Source organism: SAR202 cluster bacterium (assembly GCA_009392515.1).
In the GTDB taxonomy this organism is placed as follows: Bacteria; Chloroflexota; Dehalococcoidia; order Lucifugimonadales; family UBA6952; genus UBA6952.
The window spans coordinates 15760-34078 of sequence record VFGE01000035.1 but is presented as its reverse complement, the minus strand read 5'-3'; the positions used below and the strand labels follow the sequence as shown (position 1 = coordinate 34078).

The following is an 18319-nucleotide window of genomic DNA, read 5'->3' as shown; positions in this document are numbered from 1 at the left end:
CATGGTGGTTATGGTGGTGCGGATTCTACCGTAATGCCAAGAGATGATTCATGGGTTCCTAGTTTAAGTGAAAGTAACACCATCATTACTTATGATCGTCGTTCTGCAGGTAGATCAAGTTATCCAAATGAAATTCATTCTCTTGATATGCTTACAACTGATTTACGAGAACTTATTTTACATCTAGACCTAAATAAACCTACAATTATTGGATCATCTGCTGGAGGACCAATATCTTTAAATTATACTCTGAATTTTCAGAATGATGTCGATAAATTAATATTAGTTAATACCAGTTCTAGACTTTGGAAAAATAAATATAGAACGAAGGCTTGTATAGAATTAAAAAGTCGTCATAAAACTCTAAACGATCTTGGCCCAGATAAGGCTTTCGATATTCTACGAAACGAACCATCGTTATTATCTTTATATTTACCACCAGAGGGATCTGGTCCGATTCCTGAGGAAAGAAAATCTATTGTTGCTACAAGAAATCAAGAGATTAAACAACTTACAAGTTCTTTAACAGATAATGAAAAAGCGATATATGCTATGGGTATATTACGAAATCAATTTGCATATGCAGATTCAGACTTATCTTCCAGACTAAACGAAATAACTATACCAACCCTTGTTATACATGGAGATTCAGATAATCAGGTACCATACCCTCTTGGCAAGGAACTTTCTGAACAAATTCCAAATTCGCAATTAGTAACAATACCTAACGCTGGACATGCCTTAATGTATTGGGACAAAACAATAGAATCGATTAGATCCTTTTGTAATCCAGATTAGAATTTATCTATCTATCCAAGCATTTGTTTTAGTGATTTTAATGTTGATAATAATTGTATGACGACTTTCCATTAACAGTTGGGCAAATTTCTTCCCCTCAATTTCACCATCATACTTAGTACAAACCTGAATTATTTTATTGGAATCAGCTGGATCACTAATCTCAGCAATCCCATTAAATATTACGTATTGATATGGCCTTGCACTATTAGCAATAGATAATGAAACGTTTGGATTTTTTTCAATATGTTGGATTTTTTTGGATTTAATATTGCTTATTAACCATAAATTACCATCTTCATATTTGAACCAAATTGGCACTGGGAATGGATTGTTGGATTCATCTAAAACTGTAAGATGCGCTATATATGGTTGTTTTAAAAATTGTTCTATTTCGTTCTGATCCATTTTTGCCATATGTGTACCTAACATATTGATTTTAAGTAAATTTTCTATATTCTACATAAATATAAAACATATTCGGGAGGATTGATATGACAATTTCTGCACTCATCTCAATAGATATGGAAGGTATAAGTGGTATTGTAGATACTGATCAAACAAATAGATACCGAGGTCAAGACTATCAACATATGCGAAATATTATGACTCTCGAAGGAAATGCAGCTATTGAGGGATGTTTTGAAGGTGGTGCCGATAGAGTCCTCATAGCTGATAGCCATGGATCATTTAGAAATTTACTGCCTGATCTAATAGATCCTAGAGCTGAATTGATTACTGGAGCTCCTAGACCTCTCTGCATGATGGAAGGTGCAGATCAAAACATTGATATTGCACTTTGTATTGGTTATCACAATAGGCCAGGCGAACCTGGAGTACTAAGTCATACAATTCGTGGGTCTAGTGTCATACAAAATATCTTTATTAATAATATACCTGCAAGTGAATTTGATTTAAATCTTGGAATTGCAGGTCAATATAATGTACCAATCGGCCTGATTAGTGGTGATACAGATATAATTAGAGAAGCTAAAAAAACTGTACCAAATATAATTGGTGTATCTATTAAAGAAGCAATTAGCACACATTCTGCTATTTCATTATCTCCTCAAAATGCTTGTGAACTGATAAAAAAAAGTTCAAAAGAATGTCTGGAAAATTATTCTATTTTCAAACCTAAGATTTATGAAAATGTTAAACTATCTGTTGAATTTTCAAATGACCTGATGGCAGATCTTGCCTGTTATATTCCAGAAATACAACGTGAGAATCGCAAAACTATATCATACGAATCTGATGATTTTGTTAGTGCATTTAAACTCATATACGCAACTATTCTTTTAGCTGGAACATTAACATAATAAACTATGTTTAACAGTCCATTAGGCTCACCCTCATGTAAATTGTGATAAAATTTCTGGATGAAGAATTTAATTAATGAATTACAGGACGCTATATCTCAAAAAAGCTGGATTAAAACCCTAATAGTTAATGTGATGTTGTTGTGGGGTATGGCTATGGCATTTTCGATTCCACCAATCGCTGCAGCCGCTATATTTTGTTCAGTTGTATGTCCTATAGTATTGGTCATCTTGGGAAATAATTACGCTATACCATTTTTTGGATTAGGATTTATATGGTTTATATATTCTGTAGTTATATATTCATAGATTCTATTAATTAACTAGTAATTATATAAATATATTATAAGAAGTGTTCTATCGGATTCTATTAGTCAAGGTTTTATAAATCGTGAAGAATTTCTATGATCCTTTTTAGTCAATATTGTTATACAAACTGTTATACGGAGAATAAATGAAGATTTCTATCAATGGTTAGATCATTGTAATTAGGTCATTTTAAATATAAAATGTGCTGAATAAGCGCCTGTAGCTCAGTGGATAGAGCATCGGTCTTCGGAACCGAGTGTCGTGGGTTCGAATCCCTCCAGGCGTGCCATAACAACTATAATTTATTTAATGGAGTTTTGAATTTATGGAAGGTCACGCAGAACATATTATTCAGTTAATGTTACAACTAGCAATCATATTTATTGTAGCAAAATCAGCTGCTGAAATAGCAGTAAGATATATAAAAGTCCCACCTGTTCTTGGTGAACTATTTGCAGGAGTTATCATTGGACCATTTGCCTTAGGAGCAATAGCATTAGGTTCTTTTGGCCCGTTATTTCCTGGAGACCATGGTCATGAAATACCTCCAGAAATAAATTTTCTTGGTCAGGTTGCATCATTGGTCCTCATGTTTGTCGTTGGTATAGAAACAAACCTAGAACAATTTCTCAAATATGCAAGAAAGTCTTTTTTTATTGCAATTGGTGGAGTAGCTGTTCCCTTTACAGTAGGAGCAAGCTTAACTGTATTGTTTGGATTTGCAGAGTCCTTTATGAGTATACAAGCTTTATTTATAGGATCGATATTGACTGCAACATCAATTGGGATTACTGCACGTATTCTTAAAGACCTCGGAAAGTTAGATGGTGCTGAAGGTATTACTATCTTAGCTGCTGCAGTATTCGATGACGTTTTCGGAATATTGGTTTTAGCAATAGTTATAAGTTTAAATGAAACCCAAACTATTTCATCTTCAAATATCTTAATCATAGCTGTACAAGCTGTTGGAATTTGGCTAGCAATAACTGCTTTAAGTTTCCTTTTATCAAGTCCTCTTTCTAGGTTTATTTCTGGATTTAATACAGAGGGAGCCTTGGTAGCTATACCATTAGGATTAGCACTTATTTGTGCAGCACTGGCTGAACATTTTGGCCTCGCAATGATTATCGGTGCTTATTCTTTTGGATTAGGAATGTCTAATTCAAAAATTAAACATGAAATAGAACATCAATTACATAATATTTACAACCTATTAGTACCAGTATTTTTTGTTGTAATGGGTATGATGGTAGATCTTTCAGCTATCAGTACTCCTGTTTTAGTGTTTGGTATTGTTTTATCTCTAACTGCTACACTCGACAAATTAATAGGTAGTGGAATTCCTGCCTTTTTCTCTGGTTTCAATAGAATAGGTTCTCTCAGAATAGGTGTAGGTATGATACCTAGAGGTGAAATAGCATTAATTATTGCTGGTATAGGTTTATCAAAAGGAATAATTGGTACAGATCTATTCGGTGTTTCAGTAATTATGACAATGTCTACGACGATTATTGCTTCTATCATCCTACCTAGATTATTTAAAAACAACCAAGATGGAATAAAAAAATAATATAAAACAGGAGATAAATTATGGACTATAAATGGATTGATCATATTGTTATTGCGGTCAAAGATTTAAACCAAGGCATTTCAAATTATCAAAATGGAATGGGTATGGAGCTAGAACGTACAGATGTGTCTGAAAAACTTGGCATTAAACAAGCTTTTTTCAATCTTGGAAATGGTACTCATATTGAACTTGTTGAACCACTTGGTCCAGAAACCCCGGTTGGACGTAAGATTGAAAGATCAGGGGAAGGTGTACATCTAGTTGCTTTGGCTGTTGAAAATATAGAACAATCGATAAAGGAATTGGAATCTAACGGAGTACAATTAATTGGCGCTGATAATCCTAAAGGACAGGTATTTTTGCATCCTAAATCAACAAATGGTGTTCTTATCCAAATTGTTGAAAAATAATATACAACAGTAAAAGGAGCATTTTATGACTAAAACATTTACCGGTGTACATTGGATGCTTGCAACTCCATTTTTAGATAATGAAGAAGTAGATGTAAATTCAATTTCAAACCTTATGCAAAAAGCACATTCTTCTCGATGTGAAGGCGTCGTAGTACTAGGAGTTACAGGTGAATCAGCTCGCCTGACAGATGAAGAAAGACAAATTATAACAAGAGAAGTCATTGAGAAAGCAAATGGTTTGTCTGTTACTGTTGGGACAACTGCAGCAAGTACTAAAGCAGCTATAAAGTATAGCCAAGAGGCTGAAAACCTAGGTGCATCTGCGGTTATGATTTCTGCTCCTCCTATGGGGAAACCTAACTTAGGCTCTTTATTAAATCATTATGAAAAAATTGCTGATTGCATAGATATTCCTATTGTAGTTCAAGATTATCCTCAAACTTCTGGGGTTCATATGCCTCCCCAGTTTATATCACAATTGGCTGAAAAAATTCCCCAAGTAATTTACCTTAAACTTGAAGACCCTCCTACCCCAAGCAAAATTACTGCTATAAGAAATTTAACTGGTGATAAGTTATCTATTTTTGGTGGATTAGGTGGAGTATTTTTATTAGACGAATTGAATCGAGGCTCCTCTGGTGCAATGACTGGATTTGCTTACCCAGAAGTTCTGGTCGATATTTATACAAATGTAGCTAATGGTAATTTGCAAGAAGCTGAAAGTATATTTTTTAAATATTTACCAATGCTATTATTTGAGTTTCAAGAAGGAATAGGTATATCAATACGAAAATATGCACTTCATAATCGTGGTTTGATAAGTAGCTATAGAGTTAGACATCCTGGCCCGGAATTAAGCCAAGAAACTAAAGATGAATTTCATGATTTACTTACAAAACTAGAAGTACCGTACTAATAAAACAAGAAAAGTGAACGGAGACACTATGAGTAAAATCAAAATTGTTTTTATTACAAATCTACCAAAACATCTGGCTGAAGTGATAGCAACATACACTCCAGAAGGTTTTGAAACAACTATTATTAACGAGGGTATTGATAGCGAGAACACTCATAAAATTGTTGAAGATACTGAATTTATAATAGGTTATGGTATTGCTCTCCCAGATTCTCTGATTAAATCTGCAAAAAACCTCAAACTTATACAACTTTTGAGTGCTGGGTACGATCGCATGAATTTTGAATTATTAGCAGAATTGAATATTTCCTGTGCAAATAACGGTGGAGCAAATTCTTGGGCAGTCGCAGATCATGCAGTGTTACTTATGTTGGCTCTATATAAAAAACTTACTTTAAGTGATAAAGGTGTACGAGAAGGTAATTGGAGAGGTGTTGTTGATGGTTTTAATACCTATGAAATGGCAAATAAAAAAGTAGGAATTTTCGGTATTGGAAATATAGGGAAAAAAGTTGCTAAACGTGTTCAAGGATTTGATTGCATTGTTCAATATCATGATAAATATCGTTTGTCTGAAAAAGAGGAGGAAAATCTAAATTTATCTTACGTAGAACTTGAAGAATTATTTAAAACATCCGATATAATTTCACTACATACACCTTTAACGAACGAAACTAAAGGAATAATAAATACTCAGCAATTATCATTAATGAAAAGTTCTGCAATTTTGATAAATACTAGTCGTGGACCAGTTGTAAATGAACCTGACCTCATCAAAGCATTACAAAATAATACCATTGCTGGAGCAGGGTTAGATGTAATGAACACTGAACCTGTAGAAAAAGATAATCCTTTACTGCAATTAGACAACACAATAGTTACTCCTCATAGTGCAGGAACTACATGGGATACATGGTTTAGAAGAGCTGAGTTTGCTTACAGTAATATAAAAAGTGTCCATGAGGGCAAAGCTCCACTAGGAGTGGCTAAAAGTTACGAAAATTAAATATAAAGGAAATACTTATGGACTCTGCAGCTACCACGAAAAGAAAACAATATAAGAAATTACTTGAATCGAAAGATATACTTATTGGTCCTGGAGTTTATGATGGATTCAGTGCTAGATTAGTAGAACATCTGGGATTTGAATCTGGATTTATTTCAGGAGCAGGTTTAAGTGAAAGTGCACTCGGAATGTCTGATGTCGGGGTAATGGGACTTGAAGAAAACCTTTCTCGGTCAAGAGCAATGGTAAATTGTACAACTATTCCTTTACAAGCTGATGCTGATACTGGTTACGGTAATGCAGTTAATGTTCACTTTACGGTCAAACAATTTGAACAATCAGGTGTATCAGGAATTATGATTGAAGATCAAGTATGGCCCAAGAGGTGTGGACATATGAAGGGTAAAAACGTTATAAGTAGAGAAGAAGCTACCCAAAAGATTCGTTCTGCAGTTGAAGCGCGTGAAGACCCCAATTTCGTTATCATGTCACGTACAGATTCTTTCGCAACTGACGGTATCGATGAGGTTATCAATCGTCTAAAAGCATTTGAAAGTGTTGGATCTGATCTCTTATTTGCAGATGCTCTATTATCTTTGAAAGATATGGAGAAAGTTGTGAATAATATATCTAAACCATTAGCAATTAATATGGGATTTGGCATTAGATCAAGGTCTACAACTCCTTTAATTTCAGCCCAAGAATTAGAGAACATAGGAATATCCGCAGTAATTTATCCAAGGCTACTTACAGGCGCAGCACTTACTGGTATGAAAACAGCTTTGGGTATCTTAAAAGAATCTATACAAACAAAATCTCTTATCGAACGACCAGATTTAGTATCATCGTTTGAAGAAATTAATAGTCTTACTGGAATAGATATGCTTAATGAGTTAGAAGAACGCTATGCCCATAATTAATGAATTTAAGAATACATTATTCCGCCATTCACAAGAAACATTTGACCAGTAATATACGATGCATCTTCTGAAGCTAAAAAGGCACATAATGCTCCAAATTCATCAGGATCACCTAATTTTTTCATAGGAATTTTTGAAATCCATCCTCCGTACCATTCCTGTCCTACTTCTTCCTTAAGTTGGGTATAGTACGGTCGTCTTGGCGGTGTATCCATATGACCAGGAGCTACGTTATTACAGGTAATTCCTTGATCAGCAAATTCAGTTGCTATAGACCTAGTAAAACCAACTGCACCACCTTTACCTGCAACAGTATGGGCTGCAAATGGACTACCTCTCAATGATGCATGTCCAGTAATATTAATTATCCTACCCCATTGGTTTTTAACCATATGTCTTATAAAGGTTTGTGTACAATAAAAAAAACTATGCAAATTAATACCTATTATTTGATGCCAATCTTCATCTGTCATATCCAAAAATGGCACCATTGCACTTGTACCCACATTGTTTACCAATATATCGACTCCACCAAACTTCTCATGGACTAATTCTGACATTTTTAAAACATCATCTTTATTTGACACCTCTGCTTGAACTACTAAAGATTTAACACCAAGATCTTCAATTTCTTTAGAAACCTCAATAGCTTCACTTTCACTATCGCGATGATTAATAACAACATTTGCGCCGTTTTTTGCTAATGCTATTGCAATTGATTTTCCTAGGCTCCTACTAGAACCTGTTACCAAGGCTGTTTTACCTTTTATAGACATGATTTACCTACCTAGCATTTAAATAAATGAAATTATATAAATATTAGCAAAATTTTTCATACAATGTTTTTTGAAACAGATATTTGATTTACATTTTATTTTAATTATGCAACTATTTCGTAAAGGTAACTATAAATTGAGTCGTAATTCGCTAAATAAAATCGAAAATCTTAATAAAAAGTCTAGGTTTAAATTTCATACCTTTACATCCTTGCAATATCACGATTTTCGATTCCTTATAACAAGTACATTTTTCACATCTGCTGGTAATTGGATACAACAAGTAACTTTAGGATGGTTAGCCTATGAATACACTAATTCTGCTTTCTTAACAGGTGCAGTAACTGGTATAAGGGCTTTGCCTTTCCTTTTTATGGGTCCTATTGCAGGAGTTATCACCGATAGAATGGACAGAAAAAGGTTATTGATAGCTGTACACCTTTTATTATCTCTTCTGGGTCTGTCATTTGCCTTACTCATATATTCTGGCAATCTTCAAACATGGCACATATTTGTATTTTCAATGCTGAGTGGAGCGGGTTGGGCATCTGGTAATCCAGTGCGTCAGGCATTAGTTCCAAACTTAGTACCACAAAAAGATCTTATGAATGCAATTGCGCTTAACTCTGCTGCGTTTAATATAACGAGAATGCTTGGTCCAGCTGTTGGTGGTATATTAATTGTAGCTGTTGGCCCAGCAACTAATTTTTTTATTCAAGCTATATCATTTTTTCTCGTAACTTTGATTGTTATTCCTATAAAAATACCCGATAACAACATAATAGAATTATCCAATCATTCATTTGCCGAGGATTTAATTGAAGGTATACGATATGTTGTTAAAGAAAAAACTACTCTAGCCTTAGTTCTCTTGGCTCTAGTTCCCTCAATTTTTATGATGCCATTTACACAAAGCCTAATGCCTGTTTTCTCCAAGGATATATTAGAGGTAGATGCCAATGGACTGGGATACATTTTATCTTCCATGGGTCTAGGCGCATTTATTGGAACATTAGTTTTAGCTAGTCTTGGTAATTTCACGCATAAGGGAAAGATGCTATTTGCTATCGGTATTTTGGCTGGATTATCATTAATTGTTTTTTCACAAACTAAATTATTAATATTTTCAATGATAGTAATAATATTTCAAGGTGCGTTTCAAATGATCTATCATTCAACGAACAATACAATTATTCAGACTATTACCCCAAATTCTATGAGAGGCAGAGTTATGAGTATTTATATGCTAGACCACGGTTTGATGCCGGTAGGTGCTCTAATTGCTGGCAGTATTGCACAGTTTTACGGTGCTGATATAGCGATACTAATTGGCGGAACAATAACTTTTACTCTATTTATTGTAGGTATATTTATATTTAAACCTTTATGGGATTTTAAAAGTTAGTATTTAACCTTTCGTGTATTGCTAATTGTAAGGCTTCATGATTAGAAGACCCTATCAATATATTTGTTCCATCTTTAAAGTTAATTAGAACCCCTTCATTACCACTAACATTGTATGCTTTTCCTTTGAGTCCATATCGGATACCCCATCCACCATAATGTTTTATCGGTTTATAAGTACAAGCTTCTACAGATTCAATTTCATGAAATCTAAACTCAACCCAACTTCTATGAAAAAATCTAAATTTAACGGATACACCATATTCATTTACTTCTGTATCTAAATGTATACAGTATAGAAAAATAGGTAACCAAAATGTCAAAATAAAAATTAATAGCAGTACAATATAAGATGCGCCAGAAAGAATTAATCCTAACAATGGTAAAAATAACAAAACTGGTCCCAAAAATGCACTACCCCAAACCCACCATTGATTAAACCTTTGTCGTTCAGAATAATATATAGTCTTCTTCATTAACAGAGTTCCCATTTTTTGTAATACTTATTCAATTTTTTCATAGAACTAATAATTAACGGAGACACATTAGCAGATAATAACAAATCAGAATACTTTTTTCTTAATTTCGGATAGGTAAAAAGTATATGTGTAATCATATCGAAATTGAATTCTTTTGTTGCTCCATCCAAACGTCCTGGACGACTTGAATCATTTTTAATTGCCCTTGCTACATAGCGATAAACACATGATATAACTGAAGAATCCAACCAAATAACAGAATCTGATTTATCAAATCTTTCTTTCATGCAAGAACTATAATTACCTTCTATAATCCAACTTTCACCACTTAACAGCTTATTATGATCTTGTATAAACTCTTCACTAGGACGTCTTACCCAGTTAGTATTCGGATGAAATGCTAATTGATCCAAATGGTAACATGGAACTTTTAATTTTTTCGCCAAATACTGTGCTAAAGTGGATTTCCCACTATTACTAGTACCAATAATACTTATCTTTTGACCGAGTTCATTTAGTGGTTTCATTCTTCTCCAAATTCTAGAGCCTGAACAAATTGGCGGGAGTGCGAGGGAGTCGAACCCACCTCTCAACGGGAAGCCGTCAAGACAACGGAGTTGAAGTCCGCAGAAGCCACCGGGCCCCATCCACTCCCAAATGGCAATTGTAAGAATTATCGATTATAAAGCTTCTTCTAAACGCTTCTTAAGTACAGCTTTCGGTACAGCACCGACAACTTGATCAACAACCTTTCCATCTTTGAAAACTAATAAGGAAGGTATACTACGAATCCCAAAGCTAAGAGAAGTTTGCGGATTGGTATCAACATCTACCTTTGCAAACTTAACTTTTCCATCAAATTCTTCTGCAAGTTCATCAACAATTGGTGCTACCATCTTGCATGGTCCACACCAATCAGCCCAGAAGTCGACAAGTACAGGTGTACTTGAGTCGATTACTTTTTCTTTAAAATCACCATCAGTAACTGGTTCAGGGTGTGCCATCTTTTTTCTCCTAAAAAATTGAATAAATAAACGCTACTTTATAGATAGTTTAATATTACTAACTATAATGGTCAAACAAAATATGAACATAAATAAAAAGAATTAGGATATAATTAAAATATTATGACATCTTAAAGCTGTTATAATAATTTTGATTTTTTAATTGGTGTGAAACAAATATTTGTATGATAAATCTATCACTCGATATTAATAATGAAATCAAAAAATCTATTTTAGGTGATGTTAAATCTGACTCATACTCAAAATGGATGTATAGTACTGATGCTTCTATTTATCAAATGGAACCATTAGGTATAGCACTACCAAAAAATGCTGAAGATGTAGCAGAAATTATTCGCATATGCTCAGAAAGTAAAACTATATTTCTACCACGTGGAGGTGGAACTAGTCTTGCAGGACAAACAGTAAACCACGGTATAGTTATAGATTTTACAAAATATATGAATAAGGTTCTAACGGTAAATCCTGAAGAACGCTGGGCAATTGTACAACCAGGAATTACTATAGATGAATTCAATGCTCACCTCAAACCCTATGGACTATATTATACCCCTGACCCTACAACAAAAAGTCGAGCAACTATAGGTGGATCTTTAGGGAATAATTCATGTGGAGCTCATTCTGTGGTATACGGAAAGACTTCAGATCAAGTTCTTGAGCTTGATGTAATTTTATCAAATGCTGAACAAGTTCATTTTCAGGATGTAGAAGGTGCAAAACTTGAAAATATTTTAGATTCACAGTCCAATTCATTGGAAAAACGAATTTATTCTGAAACCCTAAAGTTAGCTAAACAACATCAAAAAGAGCTCGATTTTCGATATCCCAAAATACAAAGAAGAGTTTCAGGATATAACCTAGATTTCCTTAATGATGGGGGTCCTGTAAATATGTCTAGGATGATTGTTGGATCTGAAGGCACTTTAGGCACAATAACAGCAGCAAAGGTCAAATTAGAACCAATCCCTACACATGTTGGATTGGCAGTAGTACATTTTGCAGATTTGTTTAGATCTATGGAAGCAACTGTAATGATACTTGAACACGGGCCATCAGCTATTGAATTAGTCGATAAAATGATTCTTGATAGAAGTAAAGAATCATTGGGATTTGCAAACCAACAAAGTTTTGTTGAAGGAGATCCAGAAGCAATTTTACTAGTAGAATTTTTTGGCAATGATATGAAAGAAATTGAATCAAAAATTGATAAAATGAATTTAGCATTACAACAGAAAAATCTTTCATATGCATCTATAAAAGCTCTAACTGCTGCTGAACAAAAAAAAGCATGGGCTTTGAGAGCTGCAGGTCTAGGGCTTCTAATGAGTGTTAAAGGTGATTCAAAACCCTTGCCTTTTGTAGAAGACACTGCAGTATCTCCAGAAAAATTACCTGAATATGTACGCCGATTCGATAGTATTGTGCGTAGTCATAATACAACTGCAGGATATTATGGACACGCTAGTGTTGGGTGTTTGCATATACGACCAATGATTAATATAAAAACTGAATCCGGTTTACAAGATTTAGTTACTATTTCTGAAGAAATAAGTGATCTCGTACTTGAATTTAATGGATCACTCAGTGGAGAACATGGGGATGGCATTGTACGCGGGGTATGGACTGAAAAAATGCTCGGACCTACCTTATATCAAGCTTTTAAAGACGTAAAATCTACATTTGACCCCGACAATATATTAAACCCAGGAAAAATAATTAATACTCCTCCAATGACTGAAAACCTACGGCTAAGCCCTTCTTATAAATCGAAAGAACCAGACACATTATTAGATTTCAGTAAAGATGGAGGATTTTCCAGAGCTGTAGAAATGTGTAATGGTGTCGGAGAATGCCGTAAACATCTAACTGGCACTATGTGTCCTTCTTACATGGCAACAAGAGAAGAAAAACATTCAACTAGAGGTCGAGCAAATGCTTTAAGATCTGTTCTATCAGGTAAAATCCCAACTGAAACATTTGCTAGTAAAGGTCTACATGACGTAATGGATCTTTGTTTGGAATGCAAAGGATGTAAAGCAGAATGTCCTTCTAATGTAGATATGGCTAAAATAAAATACGAGTTTTTATACAACTATTATAAAAATCATAAAATGCCTCTGAGATCTAAATTATTTTCAAGAGTCAATTCTTTAAATAAAATAAATTCAAAAATAAGACCTTTGTACAACTTTATTACCTCTCTGACCGTAACGAAATGGCTTGCTGATACAATTCTAGGGATAGACAGAAGAAGAACATTGCCCAAAATAAACAGAATAACATTTCCGAAATGGTTTAAAAAACATACCTCACTAAACAAAGATTCAACTTCACAAAAAGAAATTGTATTTTTCCACGATACGTTTACTGACTACAATCAAGTAAACGTAGGTATTTCTGCTATTAATATCCTTGAAAAAGCTGGTTATAAAGTATCTCTTGCAGAAAATGAATGTTGCGGGCGAACAATGGTATCAAAAGGAGAATTGGGTAAAGCAAAAGATTTGGCCTTAGAAAATATTAACAAACTAATACCTTTTGCTGAAAAAGGTATTCCTATAATAGGAATAGAACCTAGTTGCATACTTACTCTTAGAGATGAATACCCTGAATTAATAACAGATGAAAAGGCTTTAATAGTAGCAAATAATACTTATTTGTTTGATGAATTTTTCTCCTCCTTAGACCTCAATAATACAAACCTTGAATTTAAATCTGACTCTTCTTCAGTTTTTTTCCAAACTCATTGTCATCAAAAAGCTCTAGTAGGATCAAAAAGCCTAGAATCTTGCCTTCGTCTAATCCCAGAACTAACAATACAAGAATTAGATTCGGGCTGCTGCGGTATGGCTGGATCTTTTGGATTCGAAAAAGAACATTATGATACATCCATGAAAATTGGAGAACATAGACTTTTTCCTACAATTAGAAATAATCCTGAATCAACCATTGTAACCACCGGAATTTCGTGTTCTCAGCAAATCCAAGACGGCACAGGAAGGAAAACAATTCATCTAATAGAATTCATGGATTCCCATATTATATAAATTGCATGCCCATATTTACTAAAAATGTACTTATTTTTAATTGACAATTAATATTTCTTTAACTATTATGTTACGAATTCACTGAGTCTATTAGTGGCGACGGTTTATCTTGGATTGGTAATTGTTACATCACTTTAGACCCAGATTTTTATTATTGTCCCAGATTGGGGCATATATATAGGGAACGGAGGTGATGTATGTCACATAAGTCTTGGCTTACGCCTAGATTCCTGCTCGGCACAGTTGTTGCTATCTCTATGATAGTAGCTGTAGCTTGTGGTGGTGACGATGAAGAAGAAACTACTTCTACATCCTCATCTACTGAAAGCACCGCCAGCACCGCTTCTACAAGTAGCTCAACTACTTCTACAGCAAGTAGTACAACTAGTTCTACAGCAAGTAGTTCTGAAACCGCAGCTGCTAAACCAGAAGCAACCACAGAAGCTGCTCCTGCCGCTGAGCCTAGTGTTCAACCTAAGTCAGGTGGTAGAGTAATTTCAACAGGTTCTAGAGACCCTGTCAGTTTCGACGTCCATAACGCCACATCTTCTGTATTCGTTCAGCATAACGCTAAAATGTACAGCAGTTTGGTATGGAGTCCAGACGCAGGTGTTATCGCACCTGACGCAGCTAAAGAGTGGACCATCAGTGATGATGGTAAAACTTGGACTTTCACATTACATGATAATGTAAAGTATCATTCCAATATTAACGGTATAGCCGGACCTAGAGACGGTACTACAATGACTGGTAAAGACGTTGAGTACAGCATGGAAAAAATCATGGGTCTCGTTGATGGTGTGGTATCAGCACGTTCAGGTTGGATGAAAGAGTTCGTTGATATTGATCGTGATGACTTGGGTATGAGTTCAGATGGACAACAAGTAAGTTTCCATCTCGTTCAACCATTCGCTGGTCTTATTGATATTCTCGCAATTGGATTCTCAGGTATTATGCCTGACGGTACAACAAGAGAAATGTTAAACGAACGATCCTATGGTTCAGGACCTTATAAGCTCAAGAGCTTTGAAAGAGGTTCCACATGGATTTATGAAAAAGATCCTGACTACTTCAGAGCTGGTCTCCCATACTTAGATGAATGGGAAATTCAGTTGATTCGATCATCTGAAGTTGCTCAGTCAGCTTTCTTAACCAGACAGGTTGAAGTCAGCCGAACTATGCCTTCACCAGACAATAATGATCTGTATAACAAGGCAAAAGCTGAGGGTAAGATCGACTGGATTGGTTTCACAACCACTTGTCGACCACAAGGTGTCAATATGAATGCTACTAAGCCTCCATTTGACAACGATAACCTCAGAAGAGCTGTTAACTTGGCAGTCGACCGTTGGGGTTATGCTGAAGTTGTTCACTTTGGTGAAGACCGATGGACACCAACAGTTTATCTTGATGAAACTACCTGGGGACGACCTCCAAGTGAAGTTGCAAAGATGGAAGGTTGGGCTAAAGGCGACGCTAAAGCAGCTGAGATAGAACAAGCTAAGCAACTTGTTGCCCAAGAGTTCCCTGATGGATTATCCCTCACTATGTTAGTAAGAGATACTTCAGCATATGCTCGACAGGGTGAATACGTAGCTGGTGAATTAGCTAAGATCGGTATCGATGTTACTATTGACTTGATGCAAGCATCTCAGTTATTCCCATTAGCTCAAAACTTGAACTATGAGATTTGGTCATACTACTTCTGCCAGACAACCAATACTCCAGAAGAAATGTTCGGAAGTTACTTCCTAACAGGTGGTTCAAGAAACTGGCTCGGATACAGCAGTGAAGTTGTTGACGCTAAATATCTCGAACTCGCAGCATCTCCAGATTCTGCAACTCGAAAAGCTCGAGGACTTGAACTGGAAGATATTATTCTCGCTGACCTGCCATCTGCTCCTCTCGGAGTACAAAATGGACGAAGCTCATACTATACTGAAATCCAGAACATTACCGTTCCTTTAGGACAACAGTATATGTGGCCTAAGAGAGAACATGTTTGGAGAACTGACGCTTAATTTGTAATAAATTTGACGTTAATGAAAGAGGCCTGGAAATCCAGGCCTCTTTTTTTATTTAATTTCCATCAATACATCATTACTAAAAAATCCAAATTCAGAACATTTAATATACTTTTTTATTCATATATTAGTATTCATTTTGTAGATATCGTAAAAAATCGATATTTCACAATTCATTTCATTATATTTTTTTGATCTAAATTCCATTTTTTTACACTTTTTAATATATAATAAATGTAATTCAGTAATATATTATTACTTTATTCCGTTAATCGTAATAAATTTATTGACATTTCTTGACTTTAGTATAAAATAAACCAAATCCAAGATAAACCGTCGCTACTAGTAGCCATCGGTTATTAGTAGTGATGGTATATATATTTCGTATATACAAAAAATAAAGGAGGTGATGTATGTCACATAAGTCTTGGCTTACGCCTAGATTGTTGCTTGGCACAGTTGTTGCTATCTCTATGATAGTAGCTGTAGCTTGTGGTGGTGACGACGAAGAAGAAACAACTTCTACGGCAGCCGAAAGCACAGCTTCTACATCTAGTAGTACCAGTACCGCTTCAACAAGTAGCAGTAGTTCTACTAGTAGTTCTACAGCTTCTACAGCAAGCAGTTCTGAAACCGCAACAGCAAAACCAGAAGCAACCACAGAAGCTGCTCCTGCCCCTAAACCTAGTGTTCAACCTAAGTCAGGTGGTAGAGTAATTTCAACAGGTTCTAGAGACCCTGTCAGTTTCGACGTCCATAACGCCACATCTTCTGTATTCGTTCAGCATAACGCTAAAATGTACAGCAGTTTGGTATGGAGTCCAGACGCAGGTGTTATCGCACCTGACGCAGCTAAAGAGTGGACCATCAGTGATGATGGTAAAACTTGGACTTTCACATTACATGATAATGTAAAGTATCATTCCAATATTAACGGTATAGCCGGACCTAGAGACGGTACTACAATGACTGGTAAAGACGTTGAGTACAGCATGGAAAAAATCATGGGTCTCGTTGATGGTGTGGTATCAGCACGTTCAGGTTGGATGAAAGAGTTCGTTGATATTGATCGTGATGACTTGGGTATGAGTTCAGATGGACAACAAGTAAGTTTCCATCTCGTTCAACCATTCGCTGGTCTTATTGATATTCTCGCAATTGGATTCTCAGGTATTATGCCTGACGGTACAACAAGAGAAATGTTAAACGAACGATCCTATGGTTCAGGACCTTATAAGCTCAAGAGCTTTGAAAGAGGTTCCACATGGATTTATGAAAAAGATCCTGACTACTTCAGAGCTGGTCTCCCATACTTAGATGAATGGGAAATTCAGTTGATTCGATCATCTGAAGTTGCTCAGTCAGCTTTCTTAACCAGACAGGTTGAAGTCAGCCGAACTATGCCTTCACCAGACAATAATGATCTGTATAACAAGGCAAAAGCTGAGGGTAAGATCGACTGGATTGGTTTCACAACCACTTGTCGACCACAAGGTGTCAATATGAATGCTACTAAGCCTCCATTTGACAACGATAACCTCAGAAGAGCTGTTAACTTGGCAGTCGACCGTTGGGGTTATGCTGAAGTTGTTCACTTTGGTGAAGACCGATGGACACCAACAGTTTATCTTGATGAAACTACCTGGGGACGACCTCCAAGTGAAGTTGCAAAGATGGAAGGTTGGGCTAAAGGCGACGCTAAAGCAGCTGAGATAGAACAAGCTAAGCAACTTGTTGCCCAAGAGTTCCCTGATGGATTATCCCTCACTATGTTAGTAAGAGATACTTCAGCATATGCTCGACAGGGTGAATACGTAGCTGGTGAATTAGCTAAGATCGGTATCGATGTTACTATTGACTTGATGCAAGCATCTCAGTTATTCCCATTAGCTCAAAACTTGAACTATGAGATTTGGTCATACTACTTCTGCCAGACAACCAATACTCCAGAAGAAATGTTCGGAAGTTACTTCCTAACAGGTGGTTCAAGAAACTGGCTCGGATACAGCAGTGAAGTTGTTGACGCTAAATATCTCGAACTCGCAGCATCTCCAGATTCTGCAACTCGAAAAGCTCGAGGACTTGAACTGGAAGATATTATTCTCGCTGACCTGCCATCTGCTCCTCTCGGAGTACAAAATGGACGAAGCTCATACTATACTGAAATCCAGAACATTACCGTTCCTTTAGGACAACAGTATATGTGGCCTAAGAGAGAACATGTTTGGAGAACTGACGTTTAATTTGTAACAAATACGACGTTAAAAAAAGAGGCCTGGAAATCCAGGCCTCTTTTTTTATTAACTTGTA

General features: G+C 35.7%; 17 protein-coding genes and 1 tRNA gene. 13 read left to right on the top strand and 5 right to left on the bottom strand.

What is annotated here, in order from left to right:
* Positions 1–798, top strand: a 798-nt coding sequence (locus FI695_05595; protein MQG51434.1) for an alpha/beta hydrolase, incomplete at its 5' end; no start/stop codon positions are given.
* Positions 799–801: 3 nt separating this feature from the next.
* Here FI695_05595 and FI695_05590 read toward each other — a convergent pair.
* On the bottom strand, positions 802–1230 hold the full coding sequence (locus FI695_05590; GenBank protein MQG51433.1) for a hypothetical protein: 429 nt from the start codon (positions 1228–1230) through the stop codon (positions 802–804).
* Between the two features lie 62 nt (positions 1231–1292).
* On the opposite strand from FI695_05590, the gene FI695_05585 reads away from it, so the two are divergent.
* The 8 genes from FI695_05585 (at position 1293) to FI695_05550 (ending at position 7254) form a co-directional block, all read left to right on the top strand.
* Positions 1293–2120, top strand: a complete 828-nt coding sequence (locus FI695_05585; GenBank protein MQG51432.1) for an aminopeptidase — start codon at positions 1293–1295, stop codon at positions 2118–2120.
* Positions 2121–2180: 60 nt separating this feature from the next.
* Positions 2181–2429: a hypothetical protein gene (locus FI695_05580; protein MQG51431.1), complete on the top strand. Its 249-nt coding sequence runs from the start codon at positions 2181–2183 to the stop codon at positions 2427–2429.
* A gap of 213 nt (positions 2430–2642) precedes the next feature.
* Positions 2643–2718: transfer RNA gene (locus FI695_05575), tRNA-Arg, on the top strand.
* 36 nt (positions 2719–2754) lie between these two features.
* Positions 2755–3999 carry a cation:proton antiporter gene (locus FI695_05570; protein ID MQG51430.1) on the top strand — a complete coding sequence of 415 codons (1245 nt, stop codon included), beginning with the start codon at positions 2755–2757 and terminating at the stop codon, positions 3997–3999.
* A 20-nt stretch (positions 4000–4019) separates the two neighbouring features.
* Positions 4020–4409, top strand: a complete 390-nt coding sequence (locus FI695_05565) for a VOC family protein (GenBank protein MQG51429.1) — start codon at positions 4020–4022, stop codon at positions 4407–4409.
* 25 nt (positions 4410–4434) lie between these two features.
* Complete coding sequence (locus tag FI695_05560; GenBank protein ID MQG51428.1) at positions 4435–5328, top strand: dihydrodipicolinate synthase family protein; 894 nt, start codon at positions 4435–4437, stop codon at positions 5326–5328.
* Between the two features lie 28 nt (positions 5329–5356).
* On the top strand, positions 5357–6334 hold the full coding sequence (locus FI695_05555; protein MQG51427.1) for a lactate dehydrogenase: 978 nt from the start codon (positions 5357–5359) through the stop codon (positions 6332–6334).
* A 17-nt stretch (positions 6335–6351) separates the two neighbouring features.
* Positions 6352–7254 (top strand): isocitrate lyase/PEP mutase family protein, encoded by a 903-nt coding sequence (locus FI695_05550; protein ID MQG51426.1) that lies wholly within the window; start codon positions 6352–6354, stop codon positions 7252–7254.
* Between the two features lie 5 nt (positions 7255–7259).
* Here the strand turns inward: FI695_05550 and FI695_05545 are convergent, their stop codons facing one another.
* Positions 7260–8030 carry a 3-oxoacyl-ACP reductase FabG gene (locus tag FI695_05545; protein ID MQG51425.1) on the bottom strand — a complete coding sequence of 257 codons (771 nt, stop codon included), beginning with the start codon at positions 8028–8030 and terminating at the stop codon, positions 7260–7262.
* A 106-nt stretch (positions 8031–8136) separates the two neighbouring features.
* Here FI695_05545 and FI695_05540 point away from each other — a divergent pair, with 106 nt between their 5' ends.
* Complete coding sequence (locus FI695_05540; GenBank protein MQG51424.1) at positions 8137–9435, top strand: MFS transporter; 1299 nt, start codon at positions 8137–8139, stop codon at positions 9433–9435.
* Here FI695_05540 and FI695_05535 read toward each other — a convergent pair.
* From FI695_05535 to trxA, 3 genes are all read right to left on the bottom strand, one after another.
* Entirely contained in the window at positions 9425–9910 is a 486-nt protein-coding gene (locus FI695_05535; GenBank protein ID MQG51423.1) for a hypothetical protein, read from the bottom strand. The two genes, FI695_05540 and FI695_05535, sit on opposite strands and share 11 nt — an antisense overlap.
* Positions 9910–10440 (bottom strand): adenylate kinase, encoded by a 531-nt coding sequence (locus FI695_05530; GenBank protein MQG51422.1) that lies wholly within the window; start codon positions 10438–10440, stop codon positions 9910–9912. Before FI695_05530 ends, FI695_05535 begins: the two co-directional genes overlap by 1 nt.
* Positions 10441–10593: 153 nt before the next feature.
* Positions 10594–10917: a thioredoxin gene (trxA, locus tag FI695_05525; protein ID MQG51421.1), complete on the bottom strand. Its 324-nt coding sequence runs from the start codon at positions 10915–10917 to the stop codon at positions 10594–10596.
* 185 nt (positions 10918–11102) lie between these two features.
* Between trxA and FI695_05520 the strand changes: the two genes are divergently transcribed.
* The 3 genes from FI695_05520 (at position 11103) to FI695_05510 (ending at position 18252) form a co-directional block, all read left to right on the top strand.
* Positions 11103–13985, top strand: a complete 2883-nt coding sequence (locus tag FI695_05520; protein ID MQG51420.1) for an FAD-binding protein — start codon at positions 11103–11105, stop codon at positions 13983–13985.
* A gap of 197 nt (positions 13986–14182) precedes the next feature.
* Positions 14183–16006, top strand: coding sequence for an ABC transporter substrate-binding protein (locus tag FI695_05515; GenBank protein MQG51419.1), 1824 nt, complete (start codon positions 14183–14185; stop codon positions 16004–16006).
* A gap of 416 nt (positions 16007–16422) precedes the next feature.
* Positions 16423–18252: an ABC transporter substrate-binding protein gene (locus FI695_05510; GenBank protein MQG51418.1), complete on the top strand. Its 1830-nt coding sequence runs from the start codon at positions 16423–16425 to the stop codon at positions 18250–18252.
* The last annotated feature ends 67 nt before the right edge of the window (positions 18253–18319 follow it).

Bases quoted from the DNA above. Each gene is read 5' to 3' on its own strand.
- FI695_05510 (MQG51418.1), top strand. From the start codon at position 16,423: ATGTCACATAAGTCTTGGCTTACGCCTAGATTGTTGCTTGGCACAGTT.
- FI695_05570 (MQG51430.1), top strand. From the start codon at position 2,755: ATGGAAGGTCACGCAGAACATATTATTCAGTTAATGTTACAACTAGCA.
- FI695_05585 (MQG51432.1), top strand. From the start codon at position 1,293: ATGACAATTTCTGCACTCATCTCAATAGATATGGAAGGTATAAGTGGT.
- FI695_05520 (MQG51420.1), top strand. From the start codon at position 11,103: ATGATAAATCTATCACTCGATATTAATAATGAAATCAAAAAATCTATT.
- FI695_05560 (MQG51428.1), top strand. From the start codon at position 4,435: ATGACTAAAACATTTACCGGTGTACATTGGATGCTTGCAACTCCATTT.
- FI695_05590 (MQG51433.1), bottom strand. From the start codon at position 1,230: ATGTTAGGTACACATATGGCAAAAATGGATCAGAACGAAATAGAACAA.
- FI695_05565 (MQG51429.1), top strand. From the start codon at position 4,020: ATGGACTATAAATGGATTGATCATATTGTTATTGCGGTCAAAGATTTA.
- FI695_05580 (MQG51431.1), top strand. From the start codon at position 2,181: ATGAAGAATTTAATTAATGAATTACAGGACGCTATATCTCAAAAAAGC.
- FI695_05555 (MQG51427.1), top strand. From the start codon at position 5,357: ATGAGTAAAATCAAAATTGTTTTTATTACAAATCTACCAAAACATCTG.
- FI695_05540 (MQG51424.1), top strand. From the start codon at position 8,137: ATGCAACTATTTCGTAAAGGTAACTATAAATTGAGTCGTAATTCGCTA.
- FI695_05550 (MQG51426.1), top strand. From the start codon at position 6,352: ATGGACTCTGCAGCTACCACGAAAAGAAAACAATATAAGAAATTACTT.
- FI695_05535 (MQG51423.1), bottom strand. From the start codon at position 9,910: ATGAAGAAGACTATATATTATTCTGAACGACAAAGGTTTAATCAATGG.
- FI695_05545 (MQG51425.1), bottom strand. From the start codon at position 8,030: ATGTCTATAAAAGGTAAAACAGCCTTGGTAACAGGTTCTAGTAGGAGC.
- FI695_05515 (MQG51419.1), top strand. From the start codon at position 14,183: ATGTCACATAAGTCTTGGCTTACGCCTAGATTCCTGCTCGGCACAGTT.
- trxA (MQG51421.1), bottom strand. From the start codon at position 10,917: ATGGCACACCCTGAACCAGTTACTGATGGTGATTTTAAAGAAAAAGTA.
- FI695_05530 (MQG51422.1), bottom strand. From the start codon at position 10,440: ATGAAACCACTAAATGAACTCGGTCAAAAGATAAGTATTATTGGTACT.